Genomic DNA, 18,200 nt, shown 5'->3' on the forward strand with positions numbered 1-18,200 from the left:
CTATTTGGAAAACCGGCTCCAGGCCCGCGCGATGTCCTGCTGGTCCTGTTCGGACAGGATGGGAATCGGCGACGAGCGGCTGAGCGACGCGCTGCTGGGCACGACCGCCGGATTCGACTTGATGCTCTCGTTCATGAACTCGCCGGCCTTCAGGTTGGCGTTGGCATAGCCCACGGTGTTGGAGATCTTGGCAATCACCTGCGGGCGCATGAGGTAGTCGATGAACAGGTGGGCGGCGCGCCTGTTTTTGGCATTCGCCGGCACGGCCATGGCGTCGATGGCCAGCAGGCCGCCTTCGCTAGGCACGCGGTATTCGACCGTGCCGCGCGACTTGGTCTGGGCCTGCACCGCGTCGCCCGAAAAGCCGATGGCGACGCAGATCTTGCCGCTGGCCAGCGCGTCGATGTACTGGTCGGTGGGAATGACCTTGACGATGCCCTTCAGGCGGTCCAGCACCTGGCTGGCGGCGTTGACCGAATTCTTGCCGTTCCATTTGGCCTGTCCGCCGGCGATGGCCGCCAGCGGCATCACGTCGCTCGCCGAATCGACCACGCCCACGCCGCAGGACTGAAAGCGCCGGGCGGTTTCCGGGTCAAACACGTTGCCCAGCGAATCCATGGCATGGCCCGGATAGGCCTTGGCCGTGAGTTTCGGGTTCCAGGCGATGCCGACCGTGTACCACATGTAGGGCAGGCTGTAGCTGCCGTCCTTGTCCCAGGCGCGCAGCGTGGCATCGACGCGCGGGTCGATGTTGCCCAGGTTCTTCAGGCTGGCCTTGTCGAGTTTGCCCAGCAGTCCCTTGGCGGCCATGGCTGGCACGGCGTTGGCGGTGGGAAACACCACGTCGTAGGGCGTGCCGCCGGCGCGCAGCCTGGCCTGCAGGTCGTCGTTGCTGGTGAAGATGTCGTACACCACGCGGATGTTGTTTTCCTTCTCGAAGTCCTGCAGCACGCCGGCGTCGATGTAGTCGGGCCAGTTCAGCACGCGCACCGTTTCCCTGGCCGACGCGCCGGCGCCATTCACGGCGCGGCGCAGGTTCATCAGCACCGTGGCGGTGATCAGGCCATCGACCGTCACGCCCTGCGATTCCTGGAAGGCCTCGGTCGCCACCTGGGTTTGCGGGCCGAAGGTGCCATCGAGCGGGCCGGCGTTGTAGTCCAGTTTACCCAGCAGGATCTGCGCCTCGCGCAGGCCTTGCGCATCGACCAGCTTCTCGCGGCCCTTGTAGTTGCCGCTGGACCAGTTCTGGGTTTGCCAGATCACGCGGCGCAATGAATTGAGCAGGCCGTCGTTGACCTGGCTTGATGCGGGCAGCTTGTTCTGCGCCAGGAAAACGCGAATCGCCTCCTGCGTGGCCGGTGTCAGGTTGCCGCTCGGTGTCTCGCGCAGCAGGCCGAGCCGGGCCAGCAGGCGCTGCGCCGTCTCGACCTTGGCGTTGCGCGCGCCGGCCGGTGCGGCGGCTTCCGCAGGGGGCTGGCCGGTGCCGAAGACAAAGCCCTGGGCCTGGACGGTTCCGGCCATCAGTCCGCCGCAGGTCAGGGCCGCCAGCAGGGCAAGGGTGCGAATTTTCATGGGGTGATTTCCTGTCAGGAACCCGGTTGCCTTCACTGGCCCGAGGTGAAACAAATGATGCTGCGCGACTGGGCGAACTGGAACAGGCTGGCCGCTTTTTCGCGGTTGATCGGCCCGCCCTGGCCCTTCAGGTGCATCTCGCCCAGGTGGCAGGCGGCGCCGCCGTCGCCGCCCTGGACCGCCTGCTCCAGGTGAACGCGGGCCTGCTCGTAGTTCTTGCTTTCGAGCAGCCGTCGCCCGGTTTCGGCATTTTCAGCCGGCGACAGTCCGGAGGCCTGCGCCTTGGGCTCGGGGACTGGCGTGGCCGGGAGGCTTGGAGGCGCGGCCTGATCCGGCGCATTGGCTGGCGTGCTGGTGCTTGCCGAGGGGCTGGTGCTGGGGTCCGTGTCCGGCGCCGGGGCGGGCGTTGCCGGGGGAGCGGGAACGCTGGCGTCCGCCGGTTGCGACTGCGCTGGTGGCGTTGCGCCGCCCAGCCGATCCTTCAGGCCGAGGTGCCAGACGGCCGACGCCATGGCGCCCACCACGGCCAGGGCAATCAGGCCTTTTGAAAGCGGTGTCAAACTGGCCATTCAATCATTCCCCGGTTGTGGTGGTTGCCGGCGTGCCAAACTGCAGCGCCAGGCTTTGCAGCCGCTGGCTGGCCTGCGTGACTTGTTCAAGTTCCCGACCGGTCTGCTCGGTGACCGCCTTCAGGCTGGCCTCGTGGGCGGCGGTTTCCTGGGCGGCGCGCGCCAGTTCACGCGACGCCAGGGCTTCGAGCTCGGCGATCTGCTTGCGGATGTTGCCGACCACCTGCTCCTGCCGCAGGCGGGCGGCGTTGAGCTGGCCTTCGGTTTCCTGCGCCAGTTGCCGCAGGTTCAGCCGAAGCCGTTCGGCATGCGCGGCCAGCGCCTTGACCTTGGCGGCGGCGTCCGCCAGCGGGTCGCCAATCGTCCACGATTCATCGGCGGCATCCATCGCCCGGATGGCCATCTGGCGCGTGGCTTCGTCCATCGCGCTCAGCCCGTCCACCAGGCGCAGCAGCCGCTCTGCGGGAAACACCGACGCCATCACGCCTTCGCTGGCGTAGATGTCGTCGAGCTTGAGCGGCGTGCCGTCGTCCTGCGCAATGGGCGTGGCCGGGGCGGGCGCGGGGTTACCCAGTGCCGGTTCTGCGCGGGGTTCGCCTTCGTCAAGGGTAGGCGGCTCAACAGCAGGAACGTCCGTCTTGACCAGTCCGGCCTTTTCCAGAAAGCTCAGTAGTCCCTTCATCGCCTGTACTCCAGATTGTTGTGGATGGACCATGCCGGCCAATGGACGGCCAGTCCATCGCAGAGCCGTTTGGGAGGCGGCAACATGCAGTCCGCACCCCTTTGTTTCGGGTAAGTTTAATGCCAATCCAGGCGGCGCAAGAGGACTAAAACCGGGGCCGTGGCGCCGGGCTGGCGGACGTTGAATTTTATGAACAAAATAGGCCATTTGCGCACATTACGCATGCCTAAGTAGCTATTAAAAATATAGCAACAATGAATCCGGCCAGCGGTTCACGGGAACGGCTGGCATCAAGCCAATTTTCTTTTTTCCGGCTTCCTTGAGCGCCCATGAACCGCATGCGGAAAATGCTCCACGGCCAGCTTGAGAGACTTGCCGCCGCATCCTCCGGATGCACCGGATATGGCCCCTTGCGCCTGGCAAGCGCCTGCTGAACGAGCTTGGGACTTGCCCGGAATGGGGCGGCGCCAGGCGCCAAATTTCTAGTGAGCCAAAAAACGTAAGCGGCGTAACGACGAACGATTAAGCCCTTAAATCGCCTGAAACCGGCAGAACTGGTCATTAAGATTTGCCTCACTTGCAGGATTTGAGGAATGAAAAATTCCCGGGCTGCACGAGTGATCAAAACAAAAAATGGCCTGCGTGCTGGGGGAGGGTGCTGCTAATGAATGCTGAAATAAACAACGGAATCGGCGCTTCGGCCCCGGCGTTTGCCAATTCATCATGGTATTTGACCTACACACGGCCCCGCCTGGAAACGGTCGCACTGCAGAACCTGCAGCAGCAAGGTTTCGATGCCTATCTACCGCTTTACAAGTGCCTGAAAAAGACCGAGGCAGGCACCCAAGCCATTTTTGTGCCGATGTTTCCACGCTACGTATTTTTCAGGCCGTCGCACCCCGCCCAGTCGATTGCACCCGTCCGCTCAACCCGTGGCGTGGCGCAGCTGGTCCGGTTTGGCAATGAATTGGCCAGCATTCGTTCGGAAGCGCTTGATGCCATCCGGCAGCTTGAGCAGCAGCGCAATGCGGCGGATGTGGCTGAGTTGAGTGCATTGCGCCCGGGTCATGCGGTGCGTTTTCACAACCCGGCGCTGAACGGGCTTGAGGGCCTGGTCAAAAGCGTTTCGAGCCTGCGCGTGACGGTATTGCTGGAATTCATGGGTCGCGAGCAGCTGGTCAGTGTTGAGCACCATCAATTGAAAGTCGCCTGAATTTTTAACGCTTTGGGGTTGGATTTTTTCCGTCCTGGCATGGGCCCGTCCGCTCCTGTTTTAGATTTTTTGCAGCGTTTCATCCTTAAAGGGTGTCAAACACTGCGGTAGCTTGGGCGGCTGTTTTTTCAGGCAGCCACTGCGTCAGCCGGCACTGGCTCTACACGGCTTTACAGATCAATCGCTTCAGGAATCTGGTTTCGTGACTCTCGCCGGCTCACGCCTGCATCCGTTCTTCGCCTTCGTCCCTTCGTCATTTCCAATGCGCACACTCCAAACATCAGGCTTCACTTCCAGGCTCGCGCAGGCGCGCTGGCCTGTTCTGTTCTTGGCGGCCGTCTGGCTGGGCGGCTGCGCCATGGCGCCCGGACTGTCGGTGGGCAGGAGTTTGCAAAAGACCGGCCAGTGGACCAATCCGGATGCCGGCACTTCGCGCACGGGCACAAGCACCGCAAACCAGACGCCGCCGCCCGGCACCTTGCTGGCCATCACGCCCGAACTCATCACGCAGCAACGCGCCCTGCGCAAAGCTGAATTGAGTACCGGCGTGAAACGTCTGTTCGCGCAAGCCCAACCCTATGGGATTGGCCCTGGCGACGTGATCAACATCGTCGTCTGGAATCATCCCGAACTGGTGCTGGCCCCGGCAGGCGCCACGCTGACGACCGACGCCTCCGGCCTGGCGTCTGTCGGCAACGGCTACAACGTCAGCCCGGAAGGCCTGATCCAGTTCCCGCTGCTGGGCACCTTCAAAATCGCCGGACTGACGGAAAGCGCAGCCCGCGAGGAACTGACCCGCCGCCTGTCCCGGTTCGTCAGGAACCCGCAAATCACCCTGCGCATCCAGGCCTATCGCGCGGGCCGGGTCTATGTCGATGGCGAAGTGCGCACCCCCGGCCTGCAGGCGATCAATGACATCCCGATGACCCTGCCCGAAGCCATCAACCGCGCTGGAGGGCTGACGGCCGCAGCCGACCGGGCCACGGTCAGCGTCACCCGCGATGGCGTGACCAGCGAGATCAACCTGCCGCAACTCACCACGCTGGGCGTGAACCCGTCGCGCATCATGCTGGCCGCCGGCGACCTGGTGCGCGTGTCCAGCCGCGATGACACCAAGGTGTATGTGCTGGGCGAAGTCACGATTCCCAGGGCGCTGCCGCTGCGCAATGGCAGCCTGACGCTGAATGAGGCGCTTGGCGAGTCGGGCGGCGTGAACCCCACCTCTGGCGATCCGCGCCAGATTTATGTGGTGCGCAGCCGCAGCGGCGACAGCGCTACCGCTGGCGATGCCGATGCCAGCGGCACGGCCGCATCCGCAGCACCCGCCACGCCCGAGATTTACCACCTTGACGCCAGTTCGCCAGCGGCCTACGCATTGGCCGAAGGCTTCGAGCTGAAGTCGCGCGACGTGGTGTTTGTCGATCCGGTGCCGCTGGTGCTCTGGAACCGCGTGATCAGCCTGGTGCTGCCCAGCGCGCAGGTGGTCAATCTGTCACGCAACCCGAACTCCAATTGAGCCGGCCGAATGAACGCTCTTCAATCTCCCATGCCCACACCCTACGGCGCCGATCAGCAGGAGGAGCCCATCGACCTGCTTGGCCTGCTCGATGTGCTGCTTGACGCGCGTTGGCTGATTGCCGGCATCACGGCGCTGGCGCTGCTGCTGGGCTGCGCCTATGCCTTCCTCAGCCGCCCGGTTTATGAAGCGACTTCTCTTATACAGGTCGAAGACAGCAAGCCCGGAATCTCTGGCGCTGCTGGTGCTGCTGGTGCCTTAAGGGAGGCGTCCAGCCTGTTCGACATCAATTCACCGGCCACGGCCGAGATGGAAATCCTGCGCTCTCGCCTGGTGCTTGGCAAGTCCGTGGACGACCTGCAGCTGTATGTAACTGCTGCCCCCAGATACCTGCCACTGCTCGGCCGCTGGCTTGCGCGCCGCGCCACCGATCTGTCCAACCCCGGATTCATGGGGCTGGGCGGCTACGTCTCGGGCAATGAATCCATTCGCCTGGGGCTGCTCGAAGTGCCTGTCGAACTCGAAGGCAAGCGGCTGCTGCTGGTCGCTACTGAAGGCGGTTTTGAATTGCGCGAGCCTGGCGGCCGCACGCTGGTGCAGGGAAAAGTCGGTACGCCGGCAGGATTTAACCGGGGCCAGGACAAGGGCCGCATCCTGGTGACTGAACTCAGGGCCAAGCCCGGCGCGTATTTCAATGTGGCGCGCTATTCCCGCCTGGGCGTGATCGAGGAGTTGCAAAAGGATCTGAACATCACGGAGCAAGGCAAGCAGTCCGGCGTGATTGCGCTCGAACTCCAGGGCACCGACCCGCAAAAAATTGCCCGTACTTTGAATGCCGTAGGCACCAACTATGTGCGCCAGAATGTCGAGCGCAAATCGGCCGAAGCAGAAAAATCCCTCGCTTTTTTGGGTGATTTTTTGCCACAACTCAAAAAGCAGCTGGAAGACTCCGAAGTGCGCTTCAACCAGTTCCGCAACCAGAACGGCACCTTTGACCTGGGCACCGAAGGAAAGAACTACCTTGACACGGCCGTCAAGCTGCAAGGCAGCTTGCTGGAGCTGCAGCAAAAACGCCGCGAGCAAAGCGTGCAATTCACCGATGTTCACCCCGTCATCCAGACGCTTGATGCGCAGATTGCCGCCGTCAGCAAGGAAATCGCGGGCCTGGCCAGCAAGGTTAAAAACCTGCCCAACACCGAACAAGACCTGCTCCGTTTGACGCGCGATGTCAAGGTCAACGGCGAGCTGTACCTGAACCTGCTGACCAGCTCGCAGCAACTCCGCCTCGTCAAGGAAGGCAAGGTCGGCAATGTGCGCGTGGTCGATGCGCCCGTGGTGCCCGAACGCGCCATCCAGCCGCAGCGTGCGCAAATCCTGATCATCAGTGGGGTGCTCGGCCTGCTGCTGGGCACGGGCCTGGCATTTTTGCGCAACAGCCTGCGTCCTGGCATGAAGGATCCGGCCGATATCGAGTCGGCCACCGGCCTGCATGTGTTTGCCACCGTGCCGCATTCTGCCGAGCAGGACAAGCTGTCCAGGCTGATCAGGAGTCAGGCGCCGGGCAACCACCTGCTGGCCATTGCGCATCCCGAAGACCCGGGCGTGGAAAGCCTGCGCAGCCTGCGCACCGCGCTGCAGTTCGCCATGCTCGATGCGCGCAACAACGTGGTGCTGTTCACCGCACCCACCCAGGGCATCGGCAAATCCTTCACCAGTGCCAACTTTGCGGCCTTGCTGGGCGCAGGCGGCAAGCGCGTGCTGCTGATTGACGCCGACCTGCGCAAAGGCCACATCCACCAGTTCTTTGGCATGCAGCGCGGCCACGGCTTGAGCGAGCTGATTGCCGGCAGCCACACGCTGGGCGACGTGCTGCATCGCGCGGCCGCACCCGGCCTGGACCTGATGACCACCGGCAGCATTCCGCCCAACCCCGGTGAATTGCTGATGTCGCCGGTTATCCGGCAACTGCTGGAAACCTTGTCCGCCCAATACGATCTGGTGCTGATCAACACCCCACCCGTGCTGTCCGTGTCAGACACGCAAGTGCTGGCCTTCCATGCGGGCACGGTGTTTCTGGTGGTCAGGGCCGAAGTCACCGAGCTTGGTGAATTGCAGGAAAGCACCAAGCGCCTCGGCCATACCGGCGTGCCGGTCAAGGGCTTGGTGTTCAACGACCTGGACACCAGCCGCCAGCATTACGGCGGCTACAGATTCAGCCGCGACCGCTACACCCACTACCGGTACGGCACAACCACCGCCGGCCAGTAAAAAACCCTATGCAGGGCAACTCCTGCGCGACCGCCGCCTTGACGCTTGCAGCGCACTGGCTGACAACAACTAAATTTTCAGGAGAGTCCGACGATGCCCGGTATCTTTAGTTTCATTTCAATGGCAGCCTGGACCGCCGGTAGTGTGGCGTTGCTGGTGGCCCTGCTGCTGGTCGCGTCCCAAGGCTGGCATGGCCACTACACCATGGACTCGACCCGGGGTGTTCAAAAGTTCCATGCCCATCCCACCCCCCGTGTTGGCGGAATTGCCATTGTGGCGGGGGTGGTTGCAGGCTACCTGATGGCCGGCTCCGACAAAAAATCCCTGCTCGGGCCGCTGATCGTTGCCGGCATTCCGGCCTTTGCATCTGGCCTGCTTGAAGACATCACCAAGCGCGTCAGCGTGCGCACCCGCTTTCTGGCGACCATGGGTAGTGGCGTACTGGGCTGGGCGATCACCGGCTATTCGATTCCCTACGCCAATGTATGGGGGCTGGACTGGCTGCTCGGCTTCACCGCGGTTTCGGTGGCCTTTACTGGCTTTGCCGTAGGCGGCATTGCCAACGCCATCAACATCATTGACGGCTTTAATGGCCTGTCGGGTGGAACCTCTCTCATTATTCTTGCCGCTTTCGGCGTCCTGTCCACGGCCCTGGGCGATGCTGACCTGGCCATGACGGGCCTGATTCTGGCCGGTGCCGCCGCCGGATTCCTGCTGGTCAACTGGCCGATGGGCAAGATATTTTTGGGTGATGGCGGCGCTTACTTTCTCGGCTTTTCCATCGCCTGGCTGGCCGTGCTGCTGGTACAGCGCCATAACGAAGTGTCAGCCTGGGCGCCGGTGCTGATGTGCGGCTTTCCAGTGATCGAAGTGCTGTTCAGCATCGTGCGCCGCCACCGCCACAAGGTCAGCCTCAGTGCCCCTGACCGCCTGCATTTGCACAGCCTGGTAACGCGCCGCGTGGTCCGGCGCCTTTGGCCCCAGTCATCCACACTGGTCCGTAATTCAGCCACCGGCGCCCTCATGTGGTTTGCCACCTTGCTGCCTGTCTCGATAGCCCTTCAGTGGCGTAGCAACACGTTCATGCTGATTTTTGGGTTTGCGGCTTGTGCGCTGCTGTACTCCAGCGTTTATGCGCGGCTCACGCAGTTCAGGTGGTGCTTCAGCCCAGCAACGCTGGTTCCGAAAGTGGCTTGAATCCACTGCCTCTTTTTTCGCATTCCTGCTTTTTCTACTCAATAGCCTAGGAAAAAATATGCAAAACCCTGCGCGCAACCTTTTCGTCGCCGTCATCGGCCTGGGCTATGTCGGCCTGCCGCTGGCGGTCGAATTCGGCAAAAAATACCCCGTCGTCGGCTTTGATATCAATGCTGCACGCGTGGCTGAACTGCAGACAGGCGAAGACCATACGCTGGAAGTCGCACCCGAAGAACTGCGCCATGCCACGCAGCTTGTATTTGCCACTGACATCGCTGCGCTGGCGGAGTGCAATGTGTTCATTGTTACCGTGCCCACGCCTGTTGACAAAGCCAACCGCCCGGATTTGACGCCGCTGATCAAGGCGAGCGAGACAGTTGGCAAGGTACTGAAGCAGGGCGACATCGTCATCTACGAGTCCACTGTGTATCCGGGAGCGACTGAAGAGGTGTGCGTTCCCGTGCTCGAAAAGTTCAGCAGCAAGAAATTCAATGTTGATTTTTTCTGCGGCTACAGCCCCGAGCGCATCAACCCCGGCGACAAGGTCAACACCCTGACCACCATCAAAAAAATAACCAGTGGCAGCACGCCCCAGACCGCCGACACGGTTGATGCCCTGTACAGCAGCATCATCACCGCCGGTACCCACAGGGCGAAAAGCCTCAAGGTGGCTGAAGCCGCCAAGGTGATCGAAAACACCCAGCGCGACCTCAACATTGCGCTGGTCAACGAACTTTCGGTTATTTTTGAACGGCTGGGCATCGACACCCTCGACGTGCTGGAGGCCGCCGGCAGCAAATGGAATTTCCTGCCCTTTCGCCCGGGACTCGTGGGCGGCCACTGCATCGGTGTTGATCCGTTTTACCTCACCCACAAGGCCGAAGAAGTGGGCTATCGCCCGCAGGTGATTCTGGCCGGGCGCCGCATCAATGACAACATGGCCCGCTACGTTGCGCGCAGCACCATCAAGCTCATGCTGAAAAATGGCATGGACGTGCCGCGCTGCCGCATCGGCGTGCTGGGCATCACCTTCAAGGAAAACTGCCCCGACATTCGCAACAGCAAAGTGGTGGACATGGTGCGCGAGTTTGAAGCCTGGGGGGCCTGCGTGGTGGTGGCCGACCCCTGGGCCAGCGCCGAAGAAGTGATGCACGAACACGGCGTGCAATTGGGCGCCGTGGATGCAGAAAACCTGGTCGATGCGCTGGTCGTGGCCGTCGGTCACAACCAATACCGCCATGCCACGCCTAAAGAACTGCGCACCTTCTGCCGTGGCACCAAACCCGTATTGGCCGACGTGAAAAGCCTGCTTGACCGCCACCACGCCGCCGCCGCCGGTTTTACCGTCTTCCGCCTGTAACTCCCTGCAATAAAAAAATGAAAAACTTTGCCCTGATCGGCGCCGCCGGCTATATCGCCCCGCGCCACATGCGCGCCATCAAAGACACCGGCAACCGCCTGTCCGTGGCCTACGACATCAATGACTCCGTCGGCATCATTGACAGCATCTCGCCTGAAAGTGAATTCTTCACCGAGTTCGAGCGTTTTCAGGAATTTGCCCACTTTCTCAAGCGCAACCCTCAAACCGCGCTCGACTACGTCGCCATCTGTTCCCCCAACTACCTGCATCACCCCCACATTGCCGCTGGCCTGCGCCTGGGTTGCGATGTGGTCTGCGAAAAACCCCTGGTGCCTGGCCCCGAACTGCTGGACGAACTGGAACGGGTGGAAAAGGAAACCGGCAAGCGCGTCTTCAACATCCTGCAGTTGCGCCACCACGCAGCCATCCGCAAGCTGCGCGACAAAGTGGCTGCTGCCCCTGAAGACCGCAAGTTTGATGTGGAGCTGACCTACATCACCTCGCGCGGAAAGTGGTTCGCCCAAAGCTGGAAGGGCGATCCGCGCAAGTCTTTCGGCATCGCCACCAATATTGGCGTGCATTTCTACGACATGCTGCATTTCATCTTTGGCAGCCTGCAGAAAAATGTCACGCATTACAGGGCTGACGCCAAGGCCGCGGGCTATCTTGAATACGAACGCGCCCGTGTGCGCTGGTTTTTGTCCATTGATGCAAATGACCTGCCTGACAAGGTCAGGGGCAAAAGCTCAACTTACCGCAACATTGACATCAGCGGCGAGCAGCTTGAATTTTCCGAAGGGTTTACCGACCTGCACACCACCAGCTACCAGGAAATCCTGGCCGGTCGCGGCTATGGCCTGGACGATGCACGCCATTGCATTGAAACCGTCAACGTCATTCGCACGGCAACGCCAGTTAGAGGGGAGCAGGGCGAGGTCCATCCTTTCATCGGTCAATTGATTTGAGCGGCAATAAAGCTGGGCCATCGCTCTGGCAAGAATAATAAATTTCCCCGCCCCAGGAGGCAGGGAATTTACTCGTCATGATTGAATTGGAGTATTTCAATGACGTTTATTGAAAAATTTTTGCTTGTTATTTTTGCTTTGCTTATTTTGGTGGGCTCTTTGTTGTGGGTACTCCTGGGGCACTATAAGGAAGAGGTATTGTTGAATCTCCAGAATAGGATAAGGAACATATTGGTCTACAAGGAATATCGTGAAGTGGTGCCGGTGATGGTTAATCAAGCATTTATTGTGGATGAGGATTTTATTGCATTCACTGATAAATTGATTTATGACCGGGGCACCTCGGTGAGTTTGCATTTCAAAAGCGATTCGCCTGTCGAGGTGGAATTGGAGAAATTCTCCAATGATGATCATGAGATGGTGTGGTTTCAAAAAATAAATCCAAAAAACAATGCCATGGAGGTGGTGGCGACGACGTTTGATGGTTTTGATCATCGCGATTTCGATGCTTATCGCTTTCAGTTGAAGAATTCTGATAGCGGGTGGTTTCAGCTCAAGGTGAAAAACGGCCGTGATATTCGATACATTCCATTTTTTGTCGAGGGGGATAAAAGCTCCAGCATTCTATTTGTTGAATCAACAGACACGATGCATGCCTATCTATCCGCGAATGGCTTGAGAAACTATTATCAGCAGGGCCGGCGATATCTGGAACGCAATTTCACGCGTCCGGAAGCTTATCCAATGGATTATCAGTTGAAGAATTTTAAAAAATCTGATCGCCTGACAGAGGTTGACTGCAAGGATCATCTTGTAAATCCAGACCTTTTAATAAAGTCCGGACTGGATGATTTGAAGATGGTTTACGACATATCGTCCGATGATTTTTTGGAAAAATATGAAAATATTTCGAGATACAAACTGATTATTTTTGGAGCGCACAATGAATACTGGAGTCCCGCAAAAATAAGAAGCATCGAAAAATTTCTTGATAGTGGTGGAAGCATGCTGGTGCTAGGGGGTAATACTGCCTATCGCTTCGTGAGGAAAGTTCATGCCATGAAAGTTTACTGGGGGAAGAGTATCTTGAATACAAAGTATGAAAACTTCATCTACAACTATTTAGGTTCTCATTATGATCCCCGTGGCTATGATACGTATTCATCATTCAAGATCGTTGACGAAAGTTTTCCTTTTTTCAAGGGGCGCAAGGGTGGCATGGAGTTTGGAAAAAAAACCGCACTTGCGCAGTGCGGCGAATTCATGCATGGGGCAAGCGGTCAAGAGACGGATAAATTTTTGGGGCCGCGCACTGGATTTTCTGTGATCGCGTCTGGAAATAATCCTGGATCTGGCGGAGCGGATGTTGTTTTCAAGAAAATGGATGCCGGTGGTTATGTCCTTAATTTCGGTTCGATAAGTCTTTGGCATGGAATCGGTGATCCAGTTATCAAAGACATGATCAGGGGTTTTGTTGATTTGGTCAGAGAACCTCAACAAGACAATGCCGTGCAACACCGTGTTCACGATAAGGTTCCAGCATGACCTACGCGATTCATCCCAGCGCCATCGTTGACGAAGGCGCCCACATCGGCGAAGGCTCCCGCGTCTGGCACTTCGTGCATGTCTGCGGGGGTGCCCGCATCGGCAAAGGCGTGTCACTCGGTCAAAACGTCTTTGTCGGCAACAAGGTCGTCATGGGCGACCACTGCAAAATCCAGAACAACGTCAGCGTCTATGACAACGTCACGCTCGAAGAGGGTGTTTTTTGCGGCCCCAGCATGGTGTTTACCAACGTGTACAACCCGCGTGCCCTCGTCGAACGCAAGAATGAATACATGAACACGCTGGTCAAGAAAGGCGTCACCCTGGGTGCCAACTGCACCATTGTTTGCGGCGTGACCATTGGCGAATACGCCCTTGTCGGTGCTGGGGCGCTGGTTAACAAAAACGTAGCCGCCTACGCGCTCATGGTGGGCGTGCCCGCTCGGCAGATTGGCTGGATCAGCGAGTTTGGTGAGCGATTGCCCCTGCCATGCGAAGGGCAGGGGGAAGCCGTGTGTCAGCACACGGGAACCCGTTACGTGCTGGCTGGCAAGCAGCTTATTAAACATATCGAACCTAGCGAAGGGAAGGCACTGTCATGAAAAAAATCGCTCACCGACTATTCAATGATTTCTTGATGCCGTCTCGCCTGGATGAATTGGAGAGTGTGCTTCTTGCCGCCCTTTCTGAAGGTTATAAAGTTCTATCGATTGATGGCTTTCTGAACGTGGCGAGAGAGGGCAAGTTGGATTCCCGGTCCCGCTATCTTATTTTGCGACACGACATAGATACCGATGTAGCGACAGCCAGGTCAATTTGGCAACTTGAACGCCAGCATGGCATATGCGCGACCTTTTTTTTTCGACTCCTCACTGCCGATATCGCTCTGATGAGCGAAATCCATGATGGCGGTGGGGAGGTTGGTTATCATTTTGAGGAAATCGCGACAGTCGCCAAGCGTAAAAGGCTGAAAGTCACCTCCAATCTCGATCATTTAAGAAAACATGCTGGTGAACTGTTTTGTGAAAATCTGGCCGCACTGAGACTGAAGAGTGGCTTGCCGCTTTGCGGAATAGCCTCGCATGGTGATTTTGTAAATCGCAGTCTAGGAATAATTAATTATGAGCTGCTGACTCCAGAAATCCGGCAGTCAATGCGCATCGACTACGAAGCCTACGACGGCGAGTTAACAGATCATCTGGAATCACGTTTTTCAGATCTGATGTACCCCAATCTCTGGAATCCGTTGAATCCAATAGTCGCGATAAAAAGAGGTGACAGGGTTATTAAATTGCTCATTCATCCGCGACAGTGGCGGAGCAATCCGCTGGAAAATGCCAAAGATAATATGCTTCGGGTATACGAAGGACTTTGTTATTATTTTGGTACAGTTTTGGGATTGATGCCATTTATTATTCCATGTGAAAATTGCCTGTAAGAGTGCATGGCTCTGCCAGAGCATGCGAATTATATTGATTGCAATTAAACCGAATTTCCATGGTCTGGTCGATAGTGTGGCTATAAAAGGTGAAGTCATCATTGTGCGAGTGATTTTCTTTTAATCTAAATAATATTCAGCAATATCGCTGATGTTTAAGAAACACCAATTTATGATCGAATTCATCGACCTTAAAGGCCAGCAAGTTCGCCTCAAGGACCAGATCGACGCCGCCATCCAGTGCGTGCTGGCCCATGGCCAATATATTCTTGGGCCAGAAGTGGACGAGCTGGAAGAAAAACTCGCTGCCTACACTGGCGCCAAACACTGCATTACCTGTGCCAACGGCACCGATGCGCTGCAGATAGCCCAAATGGCGCTAGGCATCGGCCCCGGCGACGAAGTCATCACTCCGGGTTTTACTTATATCGCTACCGCTGAAACCGTGGCCTTGCTGGGTGCCAGGCCGGTGTATGTGGACATCGACCAGCGCACCTACAACCTGGACCCGAATCTGCTCGAAGCAGCCATTACGCCTCGCACAAAAGCCATCATCCCCGTCAGCCTGTATGGCCAGTGCGCCGACTTTGACGCCATCAACGCCATTGCAGCGAAACACGGAATTCCAGTCATTGAAGATGCCGCTCAAAGCTTTGGCGCCAGCTACAAAGGGCGCAAGAGTTGCAACCTGAGCACCATTGCCTGCGCCAGTTTCTTTCCCAGCAAGCCCTTGGGTTGCTATGGCGATGGCGGCGCCCTCTTTACCAACGATGACGAGTTGGCTGAGGTCATGCGCCAGATCGCCCGTCACGGACAAGACCGTCGCTACCACCATATCCGTGTGGGGGTCAACAGCCGATTGGACACCATTCAAGCCGCTATCCTGCTGCCCAAGCTGGCCGCCCTTGAAGAAGAAATCGCGCTGCGTCAGCAGGTTGCCGCCAACTATGACCGACTGCTCAGCAAGGCCGGGATTGACACTACACCGTACATCGACTCACAGAACATCAGCGCCTACGCCCAATATACCGTTCGCGTAGCCAACCGTGAGCATGTGCAAGCCAGGCTTAAGGCAGCCGGGATTCCAACTGCCGTGCATTACCCAATTCCTCTGAACAAGCAGCCTGCGGTGGCCGACGCCAGTTGCCAATTACCGATTGGCGATGCGGTGGCTGAGCAGGTGTTGAGCCTGCCGATGGGAGCGTATTTGTCTGAAGCAGATCAGGAAAAGATAGTTGCCGAACTGGCTAATCCATGAAATTCCTGAAACCCAGTAATGCTGCGGCGTATCTTGGCTTGCTGTATATCAGCATTTTTATGCTGCAGACGGCACGTACGATGTACCTTGATGCCTACGGCAAACAGGATAGCCACCTGGATTTGCTCGGCTATGCAATCAATACTGGGATTGGGGCGCTATTGACAATTTATGCTTTGCAAAAGCGGTTGCTGCTTTTTGCTCCGCTTACAGTTCTCGGGATTTTTTTCATATTTTTAATAATTAATGTTGTATTTAATACTGATGAGTCCCTCAAGTCGGTTCTACTTTCACGCTATGGCATGTTAACCTGGCTGTCGATTGGCTTATGGATGGCAGTTGGCATTCGAAGCATACGCACGGTGCTGGAAGCTGGCGGTAGCAGGCGGCTTCAGAAAACTGCTACCTCGATTATTTATTTGTCATTTTTGCCAGTTGCCTGGATCATACAAAAATATCTTTCCGATCGAGTCGTTTTCGTTTCTTACCAAGCGATTGCATCGAACGCAATTATTTTGATCTGCATCAGCATAATTGCCTTGCATGCCTTTATAAAAAATAAATCAATGAATGCTGTCAGTTCCAATTTGCCGGTTTATTTTTGCATTGCCATGTCCAGCTTCCTAGTTTACGCCGTGGCATTGATGCAGTCCACAGGTATAGTGGCATTTTGGATCGTAAGTCTTCCGGTCATACTTGTTTCTGTTACATCACGCTCTCGTCTGCTCATCAGGCTGACAATTGTATTTTTAATGCTCGTGCTGATATATTGGATTTCAGTTGAGTTTTTTGTTGCGGACATACTGGCTAATACGCGGTTAAAAAATTTGAATGATGGCTTGTCCTCCGTTGATTCCTTGCAGACCAGAACCGAATTGCTTCCAGGATTTTTTCGCCAATTTCAAATAGCCCCCGTCTTTGGTGATTACCATGCCGAGGTAAGTGCCGGATTTAAAAAAGGCGAATACATACACAGTCTTCCTCTGTCCTTGCTGACGCATAGTGGTGTGGCAGGATTTTTCCTCATGCTTCTCTCATGGCTAATTCTGTATATTGACAAGATAAAGTCCACTGTTTTCACTGATTCAAATAACCTGCTTGCTTTTCGGTTATTTTTGGTGATTTCTGGACTGGCCAGTATTTATGTATTCTTCGATTGGGCGCCATTTTGGTTCTTCCTTGGCTACATGTGCGTAAAAGCTTATCGACCTGGATATATAAGAGGCTAACGCAAATGATTGTGATTGTTGATTACGGTCTTGGTAACCTTGGTTCAATCAAGAATATGTTGCGTAAAATTGGTTATTCATCAATGGTTTCTTCAAACCCTGATGAAATTTCCAAGGCCAGCAAACTTATTTTGCCCGGAGTTGGTGCTTTTGATACCGGCATGAGGCATTTGACTGATTCTGGCCTGCTCGATATTCTGGGATATAAAGCATTGGCCGAGAAAATTCCAGTGCTTGGTATCTGCCTGGGGGCACAATTAATGACACGGTCCAGCGAGGAAGGCTGTTTGTCAGGTCTGGGTTGGTTCGAGGCAGAGACTTTAAAATTCCAGTTTGACGGCATCGCCGGTAAATGGCCTTTACCAAATATAGGCTGGCGTGATGTATTTGACGTCAACGGTTCGCCTTTGCTGTCCGGTTTCAACAGCACACCTAGATTTTATTTCGTGCATTCCTATTTTCTCAAACCACTTGAGCAAGACATCGTTTCAATGAATGTCAGCTATGGGTTTGAATATGCCTGTGGCTTGAGTAAAGGCAACTTGCACTGCGTTCAATTTCATCCGGAAAAGAGCCATAAGTTCGGTATGCAGTTACTGCGTAATTTTTCAGAGTTGACATGAATATGCGACCGAGAATTATTCCTGTCTTGCTTCTTAAAGGGGCAGGTTTGTATAAAACTCGAAAATTTTCCAATGAAATCTATGTGGGTGATCCAATCAATGCCGTAAGAATATTCAACGACAAGGAGGTCGATGAACTGGCTTTTCTCGACATTGCTTCTGCACGGACCGGAAAGGAGCCGGATTTCAGATTACTGAAGGATATTGCAGCGGAATGTTTCATGCCCTTGAGCTATGGTGGCGGCGTCAACTCGGCCGAAATGGTGCGTGAATTGATCGGCATCGGCATCGAAAAAATTATCATCAATTCCGCAGCGTACACGAAGCCCAAGCTGGTGCAGGATCTGGTAGCTTATTTCGGCAGCTCCACTTTGGTTGGCTCCATTGATGTGCGTAGAAACTGGCTCGGCAAGGAGCAGGTATATATCAAAGGCGGATCGGAGAAAATCCCTAAATCCCCGGTGCAATGGGCGCAAGAATTAGAGGCGATGGGCGTCGGAGAAATCCTGATCAATTCCATTGACCGGGATGGTGAGATGATTGGCTATGACCTTGACTTGATTAAACGCGTAGCGTCTTCCGTTTCGGTACCTGTCGTGGCGGCAGGCGGTGCAAGAACCCTGGACGATTTCAAACGGGCTGTTCACGAAGCCGGGGCTTCTGCCGTTGCCGCTGGTGCCATGTTCGTATTCCAGGGCAAACACCGGGCGGTATTGATCACGTATCCGAATGAGCAGGATACGCAGAAACTCTGGTGTGAGTAAT

16 protein-coding genes are annotated in these 18,200 nt (G+C 56.4%); 13 read left to right on the forward strand and 3 right to left on the reverse strand.

Annotated features, from left to right (window positions below):
- Genes ABLV49_RS05250 through ABLV49_RS05260 form a run of 3 tightly spaced genes read right to left on the reverse strand, consistent with a single transcriptional unit; the run spans window position 1 to window position 2,823 of the window.
- Window positions 1-1,572, reverse strand: a complete 1,572-nt coding sequence (locus ABLV49_RS05250) for an extracellular solute-binding protein (RefSeq protein ID WP_349280571.1) — start codon at window positions 1,570-1,572, stop codon at window positions 1-3.
- 32 nt (window positions 1,573-1,604) lie between these two features.
- On the reverse strand, window positions 1,605-2,141 hold the full coding sequence (locus ABLV49_RS05255; protein ID WP_349280572.1) for a hypothetical protein: 537 nt from the start codon (window positions 2,139-2,141) through the stop codon (window positions 1,605-1,607).
- A gap of 4 nt (window positions 2,142-2,145) precedes the next feature.
- Window positions 2,146-2,823, reverse strand: a complete 678-nt coding sequence (locus ABLV49_RS05260; protein ID WP_349280574.1) for a methyl-accepting chemotaxis protein — start codon at window positions 2,821-2,823, stop codon at window positions 2,146-2,148.
- A gap of 577 nt (window positions 2,824-3,400) precedes the next feature.
- Between ABLV49_RS05260 and ABLV49_RS05265 the strand changes: the two genes are divergently transcribed.
- The 13 genes from ABLV49_RS05265 (at window position 3,401) to ABLV49_RS05325 (ending at window position 18,199) form a co-directional block, all read left to right on the forward strand.
- Window positions 3,401-4,036 carry a transcriptional activator RfaH gene (locus ABLV49_RS05265; RefSeq protein ID WP_349280576.1) on the forward strand — a complete coding sequence of 212 codons (636 nt, stop codon included), beginning with the start codon at window positions 3,401-3,403 and terminating at the stop codon, window positions 4,034-4,036.
- A gap of 262 nt (window positions 4,037-4,298) precedes the next feature.
- A complete protein-coding gene (locus tag ABLV49_RS05270) occupies window positions 4,299-5,552 on the forward strand; it encodes a polysaccharide biosynthesis/export family protein (protein WP_349280578.1) in 1,254 nt (417 codons plus the stop codon).
- A gap of 9 nt (window positions 5,553-5,561) precedes the next feature.
- Window positions 5,562-7,820 carry a polysaccharide biosynthesis tyrosine autokinase gene (locus ABLV49_RS05275; protein WP_349280579.1) on the forward strand — a complete coding sequence of 753 codons (2,259 nt, stop codon included), beginning with the start codon at window positions 5,562-5,564 and terminating at the stop codon, window positions 7,818-7,820.
- Window positions 7,821-7,940: 120 nt separating this feature from the next.
- On the forward strand, window positions 7,941-9,017 hold the full coding sequence (locus tag ABLV49_RS05280) for an MraY family glycosyltransferase (RefSeq protein ID WP_349280580.1): 1,077 nt from the start codon (window positions 7,941-7,943) through the stop codon (window positions 9,015-9,017).
- A 58-nt stretch (window positions 9,018-9,075) separates the two neighbouring features.
- Window positions 9,076-10,377 carry a nucleotide sugar dehydrogenase gene (locus ABLV49_RS05285; protein WP_349280582.1) on the forward strand — a complete coding sequence of 434 codons (1,302 nt, stop codon included), beginning with the start codon at window positions 9,076-9,078 and terminating at the stop codon, window positions 10,375-10,377.
- 17 nt (window positions 10,378-10,394) lie between these two features.
- The gene (locus ABLV49_RS05290; protein ID WP_349280583.1) at window positions 10,395-11,342 is read left to right on the forward strand and encodes a Gfo/Idh/MocA family protein; all 948 of its coding nucleotides are present in this window, start codon (window positions 10,395-10,397) and stop codon (window positions 11,340-11,342) included.
- A 99-nt stretch (window positions 11,343-11,441) separates the two neighbouring features.
- Window positions 11,442-12,887 (forward strand): N,N-dimethylformamidase beta subunit family domain-containing protein, encoded by a 1,446-nt coding sequence (locus ABLV49_RS05295; protein ID WP_349280584.1) that lies wholly within the window; start codon window positions 11,442-11,444, stop codon window positions 12,885-12,887.
- A complete protein-coding gene (wbpD, locus tag ABLV49_RS05300; RefSeq protein ID WP_349280585.1) occupies window positions 12,884-13,489 on the forward strand; it encodes a UDP-2-acetamido-3-amino-2,3-dideoxy-D-glucuronate N-acetyltransferase in 606 nt (201 codons plus the stop codon). The genes ABLV49_RS05295 and wbpD overlap by 4 nt, the downstream gene beginning before the upstream one ends.
- On the forward strand, window positions 13,486-14,325 hold the full coding sequence (locus ABLV49_RS05305) for a hypothetical protein (protein ID WP_349280587.1): 840 nt from the start codon (window positions 13,486-13,488) through the stop codon (window positions 14,323-14,325). The genes wbpD and ABLV49_RS05305 overlap by 4 nt, the downstream gene beginning before the upstream one ends.
- 172 nt (window positions 14,326-14,497) lie before the next feature.
- Window positions 14,498-15,583: a DegT/DnrJ/EryC1/StrS family aminotransferase gene (locus tag ABLV49_RS05310; protein WP_349280588.1), complete on the forward strand. Its 1,086-nt coding sequence runs from the start codon at window positions 14,498-14,500 to the stop codon at window positions 15,581-15,583.
- A complete protein-coding gene (locus ABLV49_RS05315; protein ID WP_349280590.1) occupies window positions 15,580-16,812 on the forward strand; it encodes a hypothetical protein in 1,233 nt (410 codons plus the stop codon). The genes ABLV49_RS05310 and ABLV49_RS05315 overlap by 4 nt, the downstream gene beginning before the upstream one ends.
- Before the next feature lie 5 nt (window positions 16,813-16,817).
- Window positions 16,818-17,435: an imidazole glycerol phosphate synthase subunit HisH gene (hisH, locus tag ABLV49_RS05320; protein ID WP_349280591.1), complete on the forward strand. Its 618-nt coding sequence runs from the start codon at window positions 16,818-16,820 to the stop codon at window positions 17,433-17,435.
- Window positions 17,432-18,199, forward strand: a complete 768-nt coding sequence (locus tag ABLV49_RS05325; protein WP_349280593.1) for an AglZ/HisF2 family acetamidino modification protein — start codon at window positions 17,432-17,434, stop codon at window positions 18,197-18,199. The genes hisH and ABLV49_RS05325 overlap by 4 nt, the downstream gene beginning before the upstream one ends.
- Window position 18,200: the final 1 nt, after the last annotated feature.

Origin of the sequence: Polaromonas hydrogenivorans, from assembly GCF_040105105.1 — a bacterium.
GTDB classification, from domain to species: domain Bacteria; phylum Pseudomonadota; class Gammaproteobacteria; order Burkholderiales; family Burkholderiaceae_C; genus Polaromonas; species Polaromonas hydrogenivorans.